At 65.6% G+C, this 16425-nt stretch carries 13 protein-coding genes; 6 read left to right on the plus strand and 7 right to left on the minus strand.

What is annotated here, in order from left to right; genetic code table 11:
- Positions 1-164 precede the first annotated feature (164 nt).
- Together PSV26_RS05205 and PSV26_RS05210 are read left to right on the plus strand one after the other, a co-directional pair.
- Complete coding sequence (locus tag PSV26_RS05205) at positions 165-1145, plus strand: tripartite tricarboxylate transporter substrate binding protein (protein ID WP_300568511.1); 981 nt, start codon at positions 165-167, stop codon at positions 1143-1145.
- On the plus strand, positions 1142-2116 hold the full coding sequence (locus PSV26_RS05210) for a succinylglutamate desuccinylase/aspartoacylase family protein (protein WP_300568513.1): 975 nt from the start codon (positions 1142-1144) through the stop codon (positions 2114-2116). The genes PSV26_RS05205 and PSV26_RS05210 overlap by 4 nt, the downstream gene beginning before the upstream one ends.
- A 110-nt stretch (positions 2117-2226) precedes the next feature.
- Here PSV26_RS05210 and PSV26_RS05215 read toward each other — a convergent pair whose 3' ends face one another.
- The gene (locus PSV26_RS05215; protein ID WP_300568515.1) at positions 2227-2871 is read right to left on the minus strand and encodes an NAD(P)-dependent oxidoreductase; all 645 of its coding nucleotides are present in this window, start codon (positions 2869-2871) and stop codon (positions 2227-2229) included.
- A 113-nt stretch (positions 2872-2984) separates the two neighbouring features.
- Here PSV26_RS05215 and PSV26_RS05220 point away from each other — a divergent pair, with 113 nt between their 5' ends.
- Positions 2985-3902, plus strand: coding sequence for a LysR family transcriptional regulator (locus tag PSV26_RS05220; RefSeq protein ID WP_300568517.1), 918 nt, complete (start codon positions 2985-2987; stop codon positions 3900-3902).
- On the opposite strand, the gene PSV26_RS05225 is transcribed toward PSV26_RS05220, so the two are convergent.
- The 3 genes from PSV26_RS05225 to uvrA all read right to left on the minus strand — a co-directional run bounded on the left by PSV26_RS05225 (position 3889) and on the right by uvrA (position 8321).
- On the minus strand, positions 3889-4803 hold the full coding sequence (locus PSV26_RS05225; protein WP_300568519.1) for an EamA family transporter: 915 nt from the start codon (positions 4801-4803) through the stop codon (positions 3889-3891). The genes PSV26_RS05220 and PSV26_RS05225 overlap by 14 nt on opposite strands.
- Positions 4803-5252 carry an acyl-CoA thioesterase gene (locus PSV26_RS05230; protein WP_300568521.1) on the minus strand — a complete coding sequence of 150 codons (450 nt, stop codon included), beginning with the start codon at positions 5250-5252 and terminating at the stop codon, positions 4803-4805. Before PSV26_RS05230 ends, PSV26_RS05225 begins: the two co-directional genes overlap by 1 nt.
- A 72-nt stretch (positions 5253-5324) precedes the next feature.
- A complete protein-coding gene (gene uvrA / locus PSV26_RS05235; RefSeq protein ID WP_300568637.1) occupies positions 5325-8321 on the minus strand; it encodes an excinuclease ABC subunit UvrA in 2997 nt (998 codons plus the stop codon).
- A gap of 310 nt (positions 8322-8631) precedes the next feature.
- On the opposite strand from uvrA, the gene PSV26_RS05240 reads away from it, so the two are divergent.
- On the plus strand, positions 8632-9822 hold the full coding sequence (locus PSV26_RS05240; protein WP_300568524.1) for an MFS transporter: 1191 nt from the start codon (positions 8632-8634) through the stop codon (positions 9820-9822).
- Between the two features lie 12 nt (positions 9823-9834).
- Here the strand turns inward: PSV26_RS05240 and PSV26_RS05245 are convergent, their stop codons facing one another.
- Positions 9835-11214, minus strand: a complete 1380-nt coding sequence (locus PSV26_RS05245; protein ID WP_300568554.1) for a chloride channel protein — start codon at positions 11212-11214, stop codon at positions 9835-9837.
- Positions 11215-11364: 150 nt separating this feature from the next.
- On the opposite strand from PSV26_RS05245, the gene ssb reads away from it, so the two are divergent.
- Both ssb and PSV26_RS05255 read left to right on the plus strand, forming a co-directional pair.
- Positions 11365-11868 (plus strand): single-stranded DNA-binding protein, encoded by a 504-nt coding sequence (ssb, locus tag PSV26_RS05250; protein ID WP_300568557.1) that lies wholly within the window; start codon positions 11365-11367, stop codon positions 11866-11868.
- Positions 11869-12018: 150 nt separating this feature from the next.
- Positions 12019-13440 (plus strand): MipA/OmpV family protein, encoded by a 1422-nt coding sequence (locus tag PSV26_RS05255; protein WP_300568559.1) that lies wholly within the window; start codon positions 12019-12021, stop codon positions 13438-13440.
- Positions 13441-13536: 96 nt separating this feature from the next.
- Here PSV26_RS05255 and PSV26_RS05260 read toward each other — a convergent pair whose 3' ends face one another.
- Both PSV26_RS05260 and PSV26_RS05265 read right to left on the minus strand, forming a co-directional pair.
- A complete protein-coding gene (locus tag PSV26_RS05260) occupies positions 13537-15240 on the minus strand; it encodes a ShlB/FhaC/HecB family hemolysin secretion/activation protein (RefSeq protein WP_300568561.1) in 1704 nt (567 codons plus the stop codon).
- Between the two features lie 8 nt (positions 15241-15248).
- Positions 15249-16425: YDG domain-containing protein (locus tag PSV26_RS05265; RefSeq protein WP_300568563.1), on the minus strand; the 1177-nt coding region annotated here is incomplete at its 5' end.

Raw genomic sequence — 16425 nt, forward strand, 5'->3', positions numbered from 1 at the left:
GCTGTTGCCAAAACAGCCATGGATGGTGCCAGAACGGCACCAAACGGAAAACCGCCATCAAGACAATGAAAAGGTCTGTGTCCTTTCAGGTGTCGCGATGTCCGCCCATGCTACGCCAGGATCACCGACGGACCTCCCTTCCCCTGACTGTTGAAAGAAAAACCATGTCGTTCCTGCCTCTTTCGCGCCGTACCGCCGTGTGCACTGCCCTGGCTTTGCTGGCCTGCGCCAGCGTGAGCGCCCAGCCTGACAGCTATCCCAGCAAACCCATCACCATCGTGGTGGCCTACCCGCCTGGTGGCAGCACCGACCTCAACGGGCGCACCTTGGGCGCCGAGCTGTCGCGCAAGCTGGGCGTGCCGGTGATTATTGACAACGTGGGCGGTGCCGGTGGCGCGATCGGCGCGCAGAAGGTCGCCAATGCCGCACCTGACGGCTACACGCTGCTGGTCGGCGCCAGCAATGAAATCGCCATCACCCGGCTGGTGTCGAGCGCCGTCAAGTACGACGTCAAGGACTTCACGCCGATCGGCCTGATCGCCACCCAGCCCATGGTGCTGGTGGCCTCGCAGAAGTCGGGCGTCAAGACGGTGGACCAGTTCATGAGCCTGGTCCGGCAAAACCCCGGCAAGTACAGTTTTGGCAGCTCCGGCGTGGGCACTGCCCTGCATCTGGCCGGCGAGATGGTCAAGGACCAGGGCGGCCTCTTCATGACCCACATTCCCTACCGCGGCGTGGCGCCCCTGGCCAACGATCTGCTGGGCAACAACATTGACTTCGGTGTGTTCGTGCTGTCCAGCGGCCTGCCGCACATCCGAAGCGGCAAGGTGGTTGCGCTCGGCACCACCGAAGCCCGGCGCTCGCCGATGACTGCCGACATCCCGGCTCTGGCCGAGACGCCCAGGCTCAAGGGCATCGACATCAACATCTGGTTTGCGCTGATGGGACCGGCCCGCCTGCCCGAGCCGGTGGTGGCCAAGCTCAAGAAAGCCCTGAACGATTCCCTGCAGACGCCCGAGCTGCGCAAGAAGCTGGAAGATTCGGGTTCGACGGTTTCGCCCCTCAATGTGGACATGCCCCGGTTCCTGAGCCAGGAAACCGCCAAATACAAACGCATTGTCGAGTTTGCGAACATCAAGGAATGAGCACCGCCCTGCCATTTGATTTGCCCAAGCCCGACATTGCCGCCTGGCGCGCGGGCAACACCGGCACCGAAGGTGTCTGGCAGTTTGACTCGGGCCTGCCGGGCAGGCAGGTGCTGATCACCGCCCTGATCCACGGCAACGAGCTGTGCGGGGCGTGGGCGATCAAGGGGCTGCTCGAGGCCGGTGTGCGGCCCCAGCGCGGCCAACTGACACTGGCCTTGTGCAACCTGGCGGCCTTTGACTGCTTTGACCCCGCCCGCCACGACGCCTCGCGTTTTGTCGATGAGGACATGAATCGCCAATGGCAGGTCGATCGCATGGCCAGCGGCAACACGCTGGAACGCCGACGGGCCGCTGAACTCCGACCGTTCGTCGAGCAGGCCGACTGGCTGCTCGACCTGCACTCCATGCACGAACGCGCCGCCCCCTTGCTGCTGGCCGGCATGCAGCCACGCAACCTGGCGCTGGCCCACCGTCTGCGTGCGCCTGAACACGTGGTGGTGGATGCGGGGCACAAGGACGGCGTGCGTATGCGCGACTTCGGCCGTTTTGGAGAACTCAACCCGCAGGGCGAGGACGCGGCCTGCTCACTCCTGCTGGAATGCGGCTTTCATGGCGATCCGGGCAGCCGCGTGGTGGCGCAGGACATGTGCGTGCGTTTCCTGCGGGCCGCCGGAGTGCTGGACGAGGCGACCCTGCAACGCGCCCTGCCGGGCTGGCTGCAAGGAGATGCCCCGCGCCAGTGGGTGCTGGAAGTCACCGGCCCGGTGGTGGCGCGCAGCGACCGGTTCCGTTTTACCCACGCTTTCCAGGGGCTGGAGCTGATAGAGCACGCCGGCACCGTGATTGGCTGGAACGACAGCGAGCCTGTGAGTACACCGTACGACGACTGTGTGCTGGTGATGCCTTCGGTGCGCCAGGCCCGCGCCGGTGTCACCGTGGTGCGTTTCGCGCGCCGCCGGCCTTTGTAAAAAGCCTCGCCGCGCCGCTGCAGGGTTTCGCAGGCGTCGCAGCGGGCTGGCCTGCTATATTTTCAGTAGCGGTCGGCGCCCGTGTTTAAAGGGCTGGTGGCCGATTTGGTTCAATGAGCGACGGTAAACCGTTTCTGCACATGCCGCGGCGTCTCGATTTCATCAACGATGGCCGCGGCCAGGTCGGCCACTGAAATGCCGGCCGGCTGGCCGCCCTGGCCGGGCAGCAGGTCGTCGGCGCCGACGCGGTACTTCCCGGTGCGCTCGCCCGGTGCCAGGGCAATCGGCGGCGAGACAAAGCTCCAGTCGAGCGTGGTTTCTTTCCTGAGTTCGTTCAAGGCCTCGCGGGCCGCCAGCGCGCCCTGTTTGTACGGGGCCGGAAACTCGGGCGTGTCCACCAGCTGCAAGCCGGGTGCGACATACAGGCTGCCGGCGCCACCGACCACCAGCAGGCGTTTCAGGCCCGCCGCCTTGACGCCTTGCACGATGGCCCGGCTGGCCTGCAGGTGCAGGGCGTGGATGGCCGGCTCGCTCCAGCCGGGGTTGTAGGCGCTGATCACCGCGTCATGGCCGGCGACGGCTTGGGCCACCTGCGCCGAATCCAGCGCATCGGCTTTCACCACAGTCAGACCCGTTTGCGCGGGCAGCTTGGACGGGGAGCGGGCCAGCACGGTGACCTGGTGGCCGCGGCCCAGCAGCTCGGAAAGGACGGGGGCGCCGACAAAACCGGTGGCGCCAATGAGTGCGATGTTCATGAAAAGCTCCTGAAGGTAAAAAGAAGCCTCTAGTCTGATTACTTCATAAATAATTGAATAGTCGGGAAAAATTGCTAATACTGTGAAGTAGAACTAACCAATAGAGCCAAAAAATGAACTCCTACAAACGGATGGCGATTTTTGCCGAGGTGGTGGCTGCGGGCTCGCTGACGGCGGCGGCGCGCCAGCTGGGCATGACACCTTCGGCGGTCAGCCAGCATTTGCGCCAGCTCGAGGAGTCGCTGGGTCTGGCCCTGCTGCACCGTTCGACCCGGCGGCTCACGCTGACCGAAGCCGGAGAGCGTTATCACACCGGTTGCGCGGCCATGGTGGCCGCTGCGCGCTCGGCCGAACAGGCCCTGGCGCGCCTGCGTGACCAACCCGAAGGCGAGTTGCGGCTGGCGGCCCCGATTGGTTTTGGCGGCCTGCTCGCCACCGCGCTTGCGCCCTTGCGCGCGCACCCGAAGCTGTCTTTGCACCTGCTGCTGGATGACGCGGTGATCGACCTGATCGCTGCCCGCGTGGACATCGCCCTGCGTGTGGGGGCGCTGGCCGATTCAACGCTGGTGGCGCGCAAGCTCGGCAGCATGAAGCGGCAACTGTGCGCATCACCGGCCTATCTGGCCGGGCGGGGCTGGCCGGCGCAGCCGCAAGACCTGCTGCAACACGACTGGCTGGGCGGCCGGCCGGGTGCGGCCGGCGGCGAACTGCTGGACTTGCAGGGCCCGGACGGCGAGCACCAGACGGTGCGCATGCAGGGGCGCGTGCAGGCCACGCAGGTGACGGCCCTGCACGCCTTGTGTGTGGCGGGCTGGGGCATCAGCATGGTGGTCAGCGACGACGACCGCCGCGCGCTGGCCGACGGCCGCCTTCTGCCGGTCTTGCCCGGTTGGCAGCCGGCCGACCTGCCGGTGTATGCGGTGACGCCGCGGCGCGGCGAGCAGCCCGCCAAGGTGCGGCATGCGCTGGAGTTGCTGGCCGCGCATTTCAGTCAGCCAGCCACGGGGCCGACGCGTCTCAGCGCGGCTTGATCAGCCCGCCCAGCATCACACAGGCCAGCGCCGCCACCACCAGCGTGATGCCGGCCCACTGCCAGGGTGTGATGGCTTCGCCGAGCACCAGCATGCCGGTGGTCAGGCCCACCACCGGCACGCCCAGGCTGAAGGGCGCCACGCGGTTGGCGGGGTGGCGCTTGAGCAGGCCAGTCCACAGGCTGTAACCCAGGATGGTCGCAACCCAGCCGAGATAGGCCACCGCCAGCCAGCTGGAGGCGCGTGCCTGGGTCCACTGCCAGCGTATGGCTTCGGGGTCGAACACCAGCGACAGCAACACAAAAGGCAGGATGGCGAAGGCGCTGCTCCAGACCACAAAAGCCATCGGAGAATAGGCCCGGCCAGCCTGCTGCACATGGCGCGCCACGATGTTGGACATGGCCCACATGGCCGCGGCGCCCAGTGTCAGCACGAAACCCGCCAGCGTGGTGGCGGCGACAGCGCCCCCGGCGGCCGGCACCAGGTAGTTCATTGCAAAGCAGGCCAGGCCCAGCGCGGCGAGCACCATGCCTGCCTGCAGCGGCGGGCTGGCGCGCTCGCGCAGCAGTACAAAACCGAAAAGCGCAGTGAAAAACACCTGGGTCTGCAGCAGCACCGAAGCCAGCGCCGCCGTCATGCCGACTTTCAGCGCGAGGAACAGGATGCCGAACTGCCCGACACCCTGGAACAGCCCGTAGAGGGCCAGCCATTTCCACGGGATGGCGGGCGGCCGGACAAACAGCAGCAGCGGCAACACGGCAAAGACATAACGCGCGGCGCCCAGCTGCAAGGGCGTGAAGTCGCGCAGCGCGAATTTCATGACCACAAAATTGACGCCCCAGACCACCACCACCACGAGGGCGGCCGCGAGGTCGCGGCCAGTCAGGGCAGCGGGCCGCATCACACGCCCGGCAGCGCGGCGCGTGCAGCGTTCAGATGGGTTCGCACGTGCTGCGCCAGGGCAATGTCACCCGGGGTTTCGGGCAACCAGGGTTCCACGGGGATGGTTTTACCGTTCGGGTCCACCGCCGCAAACACCACCACACACTCGGTGATGACTTCCATCTCGCCGGTTTTCATGTCGCCGGCGCGCACCTCGACCGCGATGTTCATGCTGGTGCTGCCGGTGTAGGCCAGCCGCGCCTCAACCTCCACCAGGGCGCCGATCATGATGGGGCGCTGGAAGCGGATGCTGCCGACCGACACCGTGACGCAGTAGCGTTTGGCCCAGCGCGTGGCGCAGGCATAGCCGGCTTCGTCAATCCACTTCATGACGGTGCCGCCGTGGACCTTCCCGCCGAAGTTGATGGTGCTCGGTTCGGCCAGAAAACGCAGGGTGATCGACGACATACGGGTCCTTGTGAAGTGCTACAAAAATAATAGCTGTTTGCGCCCGTCCAATAAGGGCTTCAGCCAGTTTCTTTACAAAAGTCGCTTCAGGTAACGCCCGGTGTGGCTGGCCGGGTTGGCGGCGATGTCCTCGGGTGTGCCCACGCCCACCACGGTGCCGCCACCGGCGCCGCCTTCGGGGCCCATGTCGATCAGCCAGTCGGCGGTCTTGATGACGTCGAGGTTGTGTTCAATCACGACGATGGTGTTGCCCGCGTCGCGCAGCTGGTGCAGCACCTTGAGCAGCAAGTCGATGTCGGCAAAGTGCAGGCCGGTGGTCGGCTCGTCGAGGATGTAGAGCGTGCGGCCGGTGTCGCGTTTGGACAGTTCGAGTGCCAGCTTGACGCGCTGCGCCTCGCCGCCCGACAGCGTGGTCGCCGCCTGGCCGAGCTTGATGTAACTCAGACCCACGTCGAGCAGGGTGTGCAGCTTGCGCGCAATCACCGGCACGGCCTTGAAGAAATCGGCGGCGTCCTCCACCGTCAGGTCCAGGATCTGCGCGATGTTTTTGCCCTTGTACTGGACCTCGAGGGTTTCGCGGTTGTAACGCATGCCCTTGCAGACATCGCAAGGCACGTAGACGTCGGGCAGAAAGTGCATCTCGACCTTGACCACGCCGTCGCCCTGGCAGGCTTCGCAGCGGCCGCCGGCCACGTTGAAGGAAAAGCGGCCGGCGCCGTAGCCGCGTTCGCGCGCAGTGTTCATTTCGGCCATCAGCTCGCGGATCGGCGTGAACAGGCCCGTGTAGGTGGCCGGGTTGCTGCGCGGCGTGCGGCCGATCGGCGACTGGTCCACGTTGATGACCTTGTCGAAATGCTCGATGCCCTCGATGCTTTCGTGCGGCGCCGGCTCCTCATGGGCGCGGTACAGCGTACGTGCGACAGCGGCATACAAGGTGTCGTTGACGAGTGTCGATTTGCCCGAACCTGATACGCCGGTCACGCAGGTCAGCAGGCCGACCGGAAAATCGACGCTGACGCCTTGAAGGTTGTGGCCGCTGGCCTTGATGACCTTGATGGCCTGCAGGTCGCCCTGGGTCAGCAGGTGTTCGGCTTCGCGCGCGGCCCGTTTCACGCCGGCTGCACTGGGCGCAAACTTCGACGGCTTCTTCGGGTCGCGGTAAGGGGCTTTCACCACCGTCGGCAGCCACGGTGTGCGGCGCTTGGGGACCTCGATCTTCAGGACCTGCGACAGGTATTTGCCGGTCAGCGAATCGGGGTTGGCCAGCACCTGCGCGTAAGTCCCCTGGGCCATCACGCGCCCGCCGTGGATGCCGGCGCCCGGTCCCATGTCGATCACATGGTCGGCCGCGCGGATCATGTCCTCGTCATGTTCAACCACCAGCACGCTGTTGCCGATGTCGCGCAGATGCTTGAGCGTGCCGATCAGTCGGTCGTTGTCGCGCTGGTGCAGGCCGATGCTGGGCTCGTCGAGAACATACATCACGCCGGTCAGGCCCGAGCCGATTTGCGAGGCGAGACGGATGCGCTGCGACTCGCCGCCTGACAGGGTTTCGGCACTGCGGTCCAGGCTCAGGTAGTTCAGGCCCACGTCGTTGAGGAACTTCAGGCGCAGGCCGATCTCGCGCACCACCTTGCCGGCGATCTCGGCCTTGGCGCCTTCCATCACCAGCGTGTCGAAGTAGTCGAAACTTTCACGCAGCGTGATGTTGCTGATCTCGTAAATCGCCTTGCGTCCGCTGGCGCCCACCAGGTACACATGGCGGGCTTCGCGGCGCAGGCGGGTGCCCTGGCAGTCGGGGCAGGGCTGCAGGCTGCGGTAACGCGCGAGCTCCTCGCGCACGGCTGCCGAGTCGGTCTCGCGGTAACGCCGCTCGAAGTTGGTGATCACGCCCTCGAACGGGTGTTTTTTCGTGTGTTTTTTGCCGGCGTTGGCGCCCGAGTCGAGGATGTAGCTGAACTTGATCTCTTCCTCGCCCGAGCCGTGCAACACCACCTGCTGCACTGCATCGGGAAGCTTCTCAAACGCCGTGTCGATGTCGAAGCTGTAGTGTTTGGCCAGACTTTCGAGCATCGAAAAATAATAGGCATTGCGCCTGTCCCAGCCCTTGACGGCGCCGCTGGCCAGGCTCAGCGAGGGGAAGGCCACCACACGTGCCGGGTCGAAAAACTCCAAGTGCCCCAAGCCGTCGCAGCTCGGGCAGGCGCCCACCGGCGAGTTGAAGGAAAACAGGCGCGGCTCCATCTCGCTGAGCGAGTAGCTGCAGACCGGGCAGGAAAACTTCGCACTGAACAAATGCTCCTGGCCGGAATCCATTTCCATCGCCAGCGCCTTGCCGTCGGCCAGACGCAGCGCGGCTTCAAAACTTTCGGCCAGGCGCTGCTGCATGTCAGGGCGCACCTTGAGGCGGTCGATCACCACGTCGATGTTGTGTTTCTCGGCCTTCTTGAGCTTGGGCAACTCGTCAAATTCATACGCCGTGCCGTCCACGCGAAAACGCACATACCCGTGGGCCTGCATCTCGGCGAAGACGTCAACGAACTCGCCCTTGCGCTCACGCGCCACCGGCGCCAGGATCATCAGTTTGGTGTCTTCGGGCAGGGCCAGCACATGGTCCACCATCTCGCTGACGCTTTGCGCCTGCAGCGGCAAATCATGATCGGGGCAAAAGGGCGTGCCGGCGCGCGCAAAAAGCAGGCGCAGGTAGTCGTGGATTTCGGTGACGGTGCCCACGGTGGAGCGCGGGTTGTGCGAGGTGGCCTTCTGCTCGATGGAAATCGCCGGCGACAGGCCTTCGATCATGTCCACGTCGGGTTTGTCCATCAGCTGCAGGAACTGGCGCGCATACGTGCTCAGGCTTTCCACATAACGACGCTGGCCCTCGGCGTACAGCGTGTCAAAAGCCAGTGAGGACTTGCCCGAACCGCTCAGTCCGGTGATCACCACGAGCTGGTTGCGCGGGATGTCGAGGTCGATGTTCTTGAGGTTGTGCGTGCGCGCGCCGCGAATGCTGATGCGTTGCGCCGCCAAAGCCTGCGCCAGGTAGCGGCTGTGGTCGGGTTCGGCCACCGGCCTGCCGTCTGCAGCTGCGGGGGAGAGGTATTGGCCGTCGGTGGGAGAGTTCACTGTGTAGGGGCGCCGCAAAACCCTCCATCATAGACTGAAGTGCCTTTTTCGGCCTGCCCGGCTTGTGGGGCGGCATTCCTGCCGACCGGCGCGGGCGCGGTTCGTGCTTGCGCCAGGGCAAAAGAAGCGCAGTCAACTTCTAGGACAATAGGCCCAGCGTTTTCGCGAACGACCCGCCCGCCTTTTTTGCGCCCTCCAAATTTTCCAGCCATCCCCCGTGTCTCCAGCCCGCCCCGACCTGCCTTCCTTTCCCATGACCGCGACTGAGCGGCGCGCCAGCGCGTCGCTGGCCTCCATTTTTGCGCTGCGCATGCTCGGGCTCTTTCTGGTGCTGCCCGTGTTTGCGCTGGAGGCAGCACGTTACCCGGGCGGGGACGACCCGGCGCGTGTCGGTCTGGCCATGGGCATCTATGGCCTGACCCAGGGCCTGCTGCAGATTCCCTTTGGCATGGCCTCCGACTGGCTGGGCCGCAAGAAGGTCATCGTGTTCGGGCTGCTGGTGTTTGCGCTCGGCAGTTTTGTTGCCGCCTGGGCGCCCGACCTGACCTGGCTGATTTTTGGCCGGTCGTTGCAGGGCGCCGGCGCCGTCTCGGCCGCCGTCACCGCGCTGCTGGCCGACACCACACGCGATGAGGTGCGCACCAAGGCCATGGCGCTGGTCGGCGCCAGCATCGCCCTGATGTTTGCGCTGTCCCTGGTGCTGGCGCCGCTGCTGGCCGCACAGGTCGGCCTGGGGGGACTGTTTGCCTTCACCGGTTCGCTGGCGCTGGCCGGCATCGTGGTGGTGATCTGGTGGGTGCCGCCCGAGCCGGCGCAGCACGTGAACCGGCCGCGCGGCAGCCTGGCCGAGGTTTTGAGCCACCCGGCCTTGCTGCGCCTCGATCTGGGCGTATTTGTGCTGCACGCGGTGCAACTGGCCATGTGGGTTGCCACCCCCGCCTTGCTGGTGCAGGCCGGGCTGAACAAGGACAACCACTGGCAGATCTACCTGCCGGCGGTGCTGGGTTCTTTTCTGGTCATGGGGTTTTCACTGTTTCCGCTCGAAAGGCGCGGCTACCTGCGCGCTGTTTTCCTGAGCGCAGTGGGCCTGATTGCACTGGTGCAATTCGGCCTGATGGCAACGGCCCTGCAGGGCACGCCGACGCTTGTCAGCCTGGGCGTTCTGCTGTTCCTGTTCTTCTGCGGCTTCAACATCCTGGAAGCCAGTCAACCCAGCCTGGTTTCACGTCTGGCGCCGGCCCGCTCGCGGGGTGCGGCTTTGGGGGTTTACAACATGTTGCAGTCGCTGGGCCTTTTTGCCGGCGGTGCCCTCGGCGGCTGGCTGGCCAAGGCAGCGGGCCCACAGACGCTGTTTGCGGCCTGCGGCGGCCTGATGCTCTTGTGGCTGGTGGTTGCCTGGCCGATGTATGCCCCAGGCAAACAAGCGGCGGTGGTGCCGGCCTGAACCTGAGTCGCGTCAGTGCCCCGTCGGTCTGTCCGGCGCGAGGGCTGGCTCAGGTGGCTCGGCTGGCGCAGGAGGTGCTGAAGGTGGCAGCTGGCTGATCATGTAGTCGGCCAGCGTGGCATAAAGCGGACGGCTGATCATGCGCGAAACCAGGCTCGCAAGCATGGCCGCCATCATCAGGCTGAGCACCATGGCCCGGCCGTCCACCATCTCCATCACGATGATGAATGCCGTCAGCGGCGCCTGGGTGACCGCCGCCAGAAAAGCGGCCATGCCCATGGCGATCAGGGCCGCCGCGATGTCTGGGCTGGTCAATGCTGCAATGTTGTGGCCGACGCCTGCACCTATCGACAGGGCGGGCGCAAAGATGCCCCCCGGAACGCCGCACCAGGCGGCCAGCCACGTGGCCACAAACTTGAGCAGCACAAACAGGGATGGCACCGACGTTTCTCCGGCCAGCATCTGTTTGACGGCGTGCGAACCCGCGCCGAAGGTGGCGCCGTCGCTGACCAGCCCGATCACCGCAATCACCAGGCCCCCGGCCGCGGCAAAGCGCACCGGATAACGGCTGCGCCACAGGTTGAAACGTTCGGGAGATCCGGTCAATGAAGCCGCGAGCAGGCGCGCAAACAGGCCGCCGAGCACGCCGCAGCTCAGCGCCACGGCCAGGCCCGGCAAGAGCGATGCCCAACCCAGCACCGGGACACGGATCACGCCGAAATACGTCACATTGCCAAACGCCGACACCCCCATCAGGCCGGCCAGCACGATGGCCGTGATGATCAGGCCGCTGTTGCGCGACTCCAGCTTGCGCGACAACTCCTCGATGGCGAACACCACCCCGGCAAGTGGCGCATTGAAGGCCGCGGCGATGCCAGCGGCGCCGCCGGCCACCAGCAAGGCATGGTTGCTCATACTGGAATCCGGTCGCAGCCAGCGCCGCGCGTGTTGCATGACACCCGCAGCGACTTGCACCGAGGGACCTTCCCGGCCTATCGACAGGCCGGCCAGCAAACCCGCCGATGACAGGCCGATTTTTCCCAGCGTCAGGCGCAGGGACACAAAGCGGCGCCGTTCATGGGCGGGAAGGGCCGGGTCCAGCGCCGCCATCACCTGCGGGATGCCCGAGCCCCCGGCCCCGGGAAAATGGCGTCGTGTGAGCCAGACGATGGCCGCAGTCAGCGCCGGCGTCCAGAGCAACAGGAGCCAACGGTTGTAGTCATGGAGTTGCTCAAACAGGCCGAAAGCCCGTTCGCTCAGCAAAGTGAAGGCAACGACGAAGAGGCCTGCCGCCGCCGCATAGACCAGGACAACGCCGCGATCGAACCACAGTCGCCCATTCGACAATTCGGCCTGCAGGTTTTCGAGAAAGTTCGGTTCGCGGTGGTTCATGACGACGATTCATTGTGGCATGGGATACGAGCCCGCGTGGCTGCGCAAGGCAGCCATTGCGGCGCACGGAATGCGGCACAATCGTGTATCCGGTGCTTTCGGGCGCCTTTTCGAACTCTCCCGATTCCATCACATCAAGAGGCGGCATCCATGGCATCAGTCAACAAAGTCATTCTCGTCGGCAACCTGGGCCGCGACCCCGAAGTGCGTTACCTGCCCAGCGGCGACGCCGTGGCCAACATCGCGCTGGCCACCAGCAGCAAGTACAAGAACAAGGCCGGTGAGATGGTCGAGGAGACCGAATGGCACCGGGTCAGCTTCTTCGGTCGCCAGGCGGAAATTGTCGGTGAATATCTCAAGAAGGGCCGCTCGGTCTACATCGAGGGGCGCCTGAAAACCCGCAAGTACACCGACAAGGACGGCGTCGAAAAATACGCCACCGACATCATCGCCAGCGAAATGCAGATGCTCGGCAGCCGCGAAGGCATGGGTTCGCCCGGCGGTGAAGGTGACGGCGATGGCGGCGAACGCCCGTATTCCCGTCCGCCGGCGGCCGCGCCGCGTGCACCGGCGCCGGCCCCGCGCGCCCCTGCACCTGCGCCGACCAAGGCCGCCAGTGGCTTTGACGACATGGACGACGACATCCCGTTCTGACCCGCTTGCCCGTCTGGACCGTTCACGCAACGGTTTTTGTCAACCAGCACGCTGCGCCTCTGTAGGTGCGGGCCCCGTTTTGGCGGGGGTGCTGTTTCATGGGTCGGTTGTTGGCTAGGATGAAGGTCTGCCAACTGAGGAAAAGCCGCGATGATCCCCCCACTTGCCCTGAAAAAAAATGCTGCAGCACGCCTGTCCGCGCTGGGCGGTCTGCTGCTTTCCGCCAGCTGCCTGCTGGCGCCGGCGGCGCATGCGGGCAGCGACGAACTCGGGGAGCTGCTTGCCGGCGCGCCCGGCAGCGCAGGATTGGGGATGGCGGTGCGTGCGGAACAGTCGCCCTATGTCGGCGGCGGCGTGCGTTACGACCTGATGCCGCTCTACCTCTACGAAGGTGAACGGCTGTTCCTGCACACCAGCCGTATCGGGGTGAAACTTCTGAAGGACGACGCCCAGCGGCTGGATCTTTTTATCGACCAGCGCTTTGAGGGCTTCAGTGACGACCGCAGACCGGCCAGCCTGGCGGGCATGGCCGAGCGCGACGCAGGCCTGGACGCCGGCCTGTCCTGGCGGCAGCGTCAGCCCTGGGGCAACCTGAAGGCCGAATTCCTGCATGACATCTCCGGTTTCTCCAAGGGCAGTGAACTTCGCCTGGGCTACAGCTACGACTTCCGCTCCGGCCGGCTGGCACTGCGACCCAGCCTGACGGTCGCGGCTCGTGATGCCAGGCTCAACAACTATTACTACGGTGTGCGTCCGGGCGAAGCCACGGCCAGCCGACCGTCCTACCTGCCTGGCAGCGGCATCAACACCACGCTGGCACTGGATGCCGTCTATGCGCTGAGCGATGGCTGGCGCCTGATGGGCGGCATCTCCCGGACCGACCTGTCCGGCAGGATTCAGAGCAGCCCGATTGTCCGCAAGGGGGCGCAGACCGCCGTGTTTTTTGGCGCCTCCTATGACTTCGGTGTCCATCAGCAGAACTGGGACGAGGAAAGCTCGCCAACCCATGTCAAGGTGCTTTACGGCAAGTCCACCGCCGACGGCTGCCACCTGGTGAAAATTGTGACCCTGCGCTGCGCCAAGACGGCCACCGTCAACTCCACCCGCATCGCCGGTGTCCAGATCGGCAAACCCCTGATCGAGCAGTTCAATGGCTGGCCGCTGGACATCGTCGGTTACGTCGGCGTGCTGCAGCACGACGACCGCGGGCTGGCCACCAATGGCCTGCAGCTCGACGCGTTCATCAAGGCCTACTACAACGGATTTCCCTGGAGCCACCGGGTCAACACCCGGCTCGGTCTGGGCGTCGGCCTTTCGCTGGCGCAGCGCGTGCCCTACAGCGAGTCCAGCAGCCAGGCGATTCGCGGGCGTGGGACGTCCCGCCTGCTCAACTACCTGGATCCCAGCATTGACTTCAGCATGGGCGACCTGATCGGTTCACGCGCACTGAAGAACACCTATCTCGGCTTCGGCGTGTCGCACCGCTCCGGGATCTTTGGCGCCTCGCGCCTGCTGGGCAATGTCAACGGCGGCTCCAACTACATCTACACCTACCTCGAAACCGTGCTGTAGGGCACGCGTTGCTATCAATAGAGGAGCCGGTGGCGCCCGTCATAAAAGAGCGAGCGCCTGATTTGACTCCTGAAAACGGACGAAGTCGCGCAGATGCTATAGGCGCCAGTTTCCCTGCAGCCACAGGCGTGGCGACTTGTCGCGGTCCGACGTGGGCGCCGCGCTGCCGCCGCGCCAGGCCAGGGTGGCGCTGACACTGAAGGCATCAAATGCCGCTGACACACCGATGCCATAGCCGGAAAGCCTGCGCTGGTTGCTGCCGGCAATGAAGGGTTTCCGGTTGATATCCACGCCCCCGGCGTCGTAGAACACGGAGCCCTGCCAGCCGGGCATCAAGGCCTGGCGCAATTCGAGGGTGGCCAGCCATCCCTGGTCGCCGGCTGCTTCTCCCTGTGGGTAGGCGCGAATGCCATATACGCCGCCCAGCACAAACTTTTCAGAGGAGTCCAGATTTTTGCTGGCGCGTTGCGTCGTCACCGAGCCATACAGGCTGAGGCTGGAGGCCAGCCGCTGCTCGCGCGCCAGGTTCAGTGTCCATTTGGCATAGCGGCCAGCGGTACGCGCCGACGTCTGATCCGCTGCCAACGCCGCCGCGCTGTCAATCGACAGGTCGCCCAAGGTCGGGCTGACGCGCCAGGTGGTCAGCCCGCCTCCGCCCAGTCCATCCAGCAACTCGCCTGACAAGTCCACCAGCCAGGCCTTGGCGCTTTTGCGAACTGACGAGCCGATGACGTCGATATCGTCACGGATCCAGCGCTTTTCGACGCTGCTTCCCAGTCGCACGCTGGCGTCGGTCGCCAGTAGCAGCGGGTAACTCGCATAAACACCGCCGGTATTGGCCGTGCCGTGGGCCTGCAGTGCGGCAAAGTCACGCGCCAACTCGTAGCGCGATGCGCTGGCCGACATGCCGAGCCGCAAGCCGTTGCTGCCCACCGCAGCGTCCCAGGCCGCGCGGCCGGACAACAGGCCTTCGTTGCTGGTGGTGCCGCGCAGGCTCAACCGGTCGGCCAAACCGAAAGGGTTGTTCAGCGCCAGCTGGCCCGACAGGCGGGTGGCACCAGTGAAGCGGTTGCCGAAATTGTCCAGACTCACCCCGCCTTCCACAGCCTTGCCAGGCGCCACCGTCACCAGCAGGTCTGAACTGCCGAGGATGTCGCCTGGCCGGAGCTGGCCGTCCACCTTGCCCGCGCCGGGGAGCTGGCCCAGCAGAAGTAGCGCGCGGTTGGTGTTTTCTGTGCGCACCGGCTGGCCGGACGGCAGCGCGTCCACGATGGGTTGCACCTGCCCGGAAGGCAGGCCGGATTGGTTGTCGAGGGTCTTTTTGCCCAGCGTGCCTTCGACCACGTTGAGGGTTGCCACGCCGCCGCGGATGTCCTGCGCCGGCACAAAGGCGCGTGCCACGGCATACCCCCGCTCGCGGTACCAGGCGCTGATGCGCCGTGCGCCCGCTTCCAGGTCGGCCAGGCTTCTGTCGGGCCCAGGCAGGTCGCTCACCACGGCGGCCAACTGCTCGGCGGTGAAGGCCGTGCCGCCGGTCACGCGGACTTCGGTGATGGCAAACCGCGCGCTACTGCTGGAGGCGCCTGCGGGCTGCTCCTCCAAGCGCAGCGCGGGTGCCGCCGGCGGCGCGGACAGCACCGGCCGGGGCTGGTTTTCGCGCAATACCTGTCCGGCGTCGGGTTGGGTCTGCGCTGCGGCGGGCGCTGTTGCGCCCCAGGCACCGAGCACGCCCGCGATGGCCAGAGACAGAGAGCAGTAACGACGAGTGTGCGTGGAGCGTTTGGCAGAGGAGAAAGTCATGGAGTGTTTCATTCGTCGCGCTGGGCAGCTCCGGGCAGGCGGATGCCGGGACCGTCGATGGCAAACAGCGGTGTCATGGTGCCGGGGGTGGCACCGCTGCCGCCAGCGGGAGCCTGGCGAGCGGTCTCCAGGGCCTGTGCCAGGCGACGGCGATCATCGTCGGTAGCGCCTGCGTTTGCCGGCGCGGCTTGTTGGCCCTCCGCCGTTTGTCCGCTGTTCGTGGATGAGCTCAAGCTGGCAATGGCGGTGGTAAAAGGCGTGCTGCTGACCAGGGTTGCCGCGAACCCGGCCGTGGTAGCGGGGCTGGACGTTGTGGACGCCGCAGTAGCGCCTGCAGCCGCCGGCGCGGCCGTGATGTTGGCAGTGGTGGTGGCGCTGGTGTTCTGCAGGGCGTAGTTGCCTGCGTCGGTGCCGCCCAGCGCGATTCCGCTGATGCTGACGGTCTTGCCGGTCCCCGCCGCAGCGGTGGCGAAGGCGGCCGTCTGGCTGAAGCTGACGGCATCGCCGCTGATGATGTCGGCCGAACTGCCCGCCACGGTGGCGCTGGTGCCGCTGTCGAAGACCTTGTTTTGCGCCGTGTAACCGGCAGTCAGCGACTTGGCCGTGATGTCCGCGGCCAGACCCGCTGGCTGTGTCACGCTGTAGTTGCTGGCAAGACCCGTCCCGTTTGAAAGCGCCAGGCCAGTGACGGTGACGGCCTTGTTGCTGCCAACGTTCTTGTTGTTGAACTGCCCGCTCTGACCCGAAAAGCCCACCGTCTCGCCCAGTACCGTGCCCGACACGGCGCCGCCGTTGAGGGTGGACGCCGTTGTGCCATCGTAGGTTTTGGACGCTGCGGTCATGCCGGTGACGGTGACCGCCTTCGGGGTGATGTCTCCCGTGACGCTGGTCGGCTGGGTCACGCTGTAGTTGCTGGCCAGGCCGCTGCCGTCGGCCAGGGTCAAGCCGGTTACCGTGACGGCCTTGTTGCTGCCCGCGTTCTTGTTGTTGAACGCCCCGCTTTGGCCACTGAAGCTCAGGGTTTCGCCAGTGACCAGACCGCTCAGAGCGCCGCCAGTCAGCGCTGCGGTGGTGTTGCCGTCATAGGTCTTGGCCGTCGCGGCCATGCCGGTGACGGTCAGGGCTTTGGCGGTGATGTCTCCCGTGACGCTGGTCGGCTGGGTCACGCTGTAGTTGCTGGCCAGG

Origin of the sequence: Polaromonas sp. (genome assembly GCF_029945685.1) — a bacterium.
Classification (GTDB): domain Bacteria; phylum Pseudomonadota; class Gammaproteobacteria; order Burkholderiales; family Burkholderiaceae_C; genus Polaromonas.

What these genes read in the sequence shown, in the direction of transcription:
- PSV26_RS05205 (WP_300568511.1), top strand. Translation starts at nt 165, where the DNA reads ATGTCGTTCCTGCCTCTTTCGCGCCGTACCGCCGTGTGCACTGCCCTG.
- PSV26_RS05210 (WP_300568513.1), top strand. Translation starts at nt 1,142, where the DNA reads ATGAGCACCGCCCTGCCATTTGATTTGCCCAAGCCCGACATTGCCGCC.
- PSV26_RS05215 (WP_300568515.1), bottom strand. Translation starts at nt 2,871, where the DNA reads ATGAACATCGCACTCATTGGCGCCACCGGTTTTGTCGGCGCCCCCGTC.
- PSV26_RS05220 (WP_300568517.1), top strand. Translation starts at nt 2,985, where the DNA reads ATGAACTCCTACAAACGGATGGCGATTTTTGCCGAGGTGGTGGCTGCG.
- PSV26_RS05225 (WP_300568519.1), bottom strand. Translation starts at nt 4,803, where the DNA reads ATGCGGCCCGCTGCCCTGACTGGCCGCGACCTCGCGGCCGCCCTCGTG.
- PSV26_RS05230 (WP_300568521.1), bottom strand. Translation starts at nt 5,252, where the DNA reads ATGTCGTCGATCACCCTGCGTTTTCTGGCCGAACCGAGCACCATCAAC.
- PSV26_RS05240 (WP_300568524.1), top strand. Translation starts at nt 8,632, where the DNA reads ATGACCGCGACTGAGCGGCGCGCCAGCGCGTCGCTGGCCTCCATTTTT.
- PSV26_RS05245 (WP_300568554.1), bottom strand. Translation starts at nt 11,214, where the DNA reads ATGAACCACCGCGAACCGAACTTTCTCGAAAACCTGCAGGCCGAATTG.
- ssb (WP_300568557.1), top strand. Translation starts at nt 11,365, where the DNA reads ATGGCATCAGTCAACAAAGTCATTCTCGTCGGCAACCTGGGCCGCGAC.
- PSV26_RS05255 (WP_300568559.1), top strand. Translation starts at nt 12,019, where the DNA reads ATGATCCCCCCACTTGCCCTGAAAAAAAATGCTGCAGCACGCCTGTCC.
- PSV26_RS05260 (WP_300568561.1), bottom strand. Translation starts at nt 15,240, where the DNA reads ATGACTTTCTCCTCTGCCAAACGCTCCACGCACACTCGTCGTTACTGC.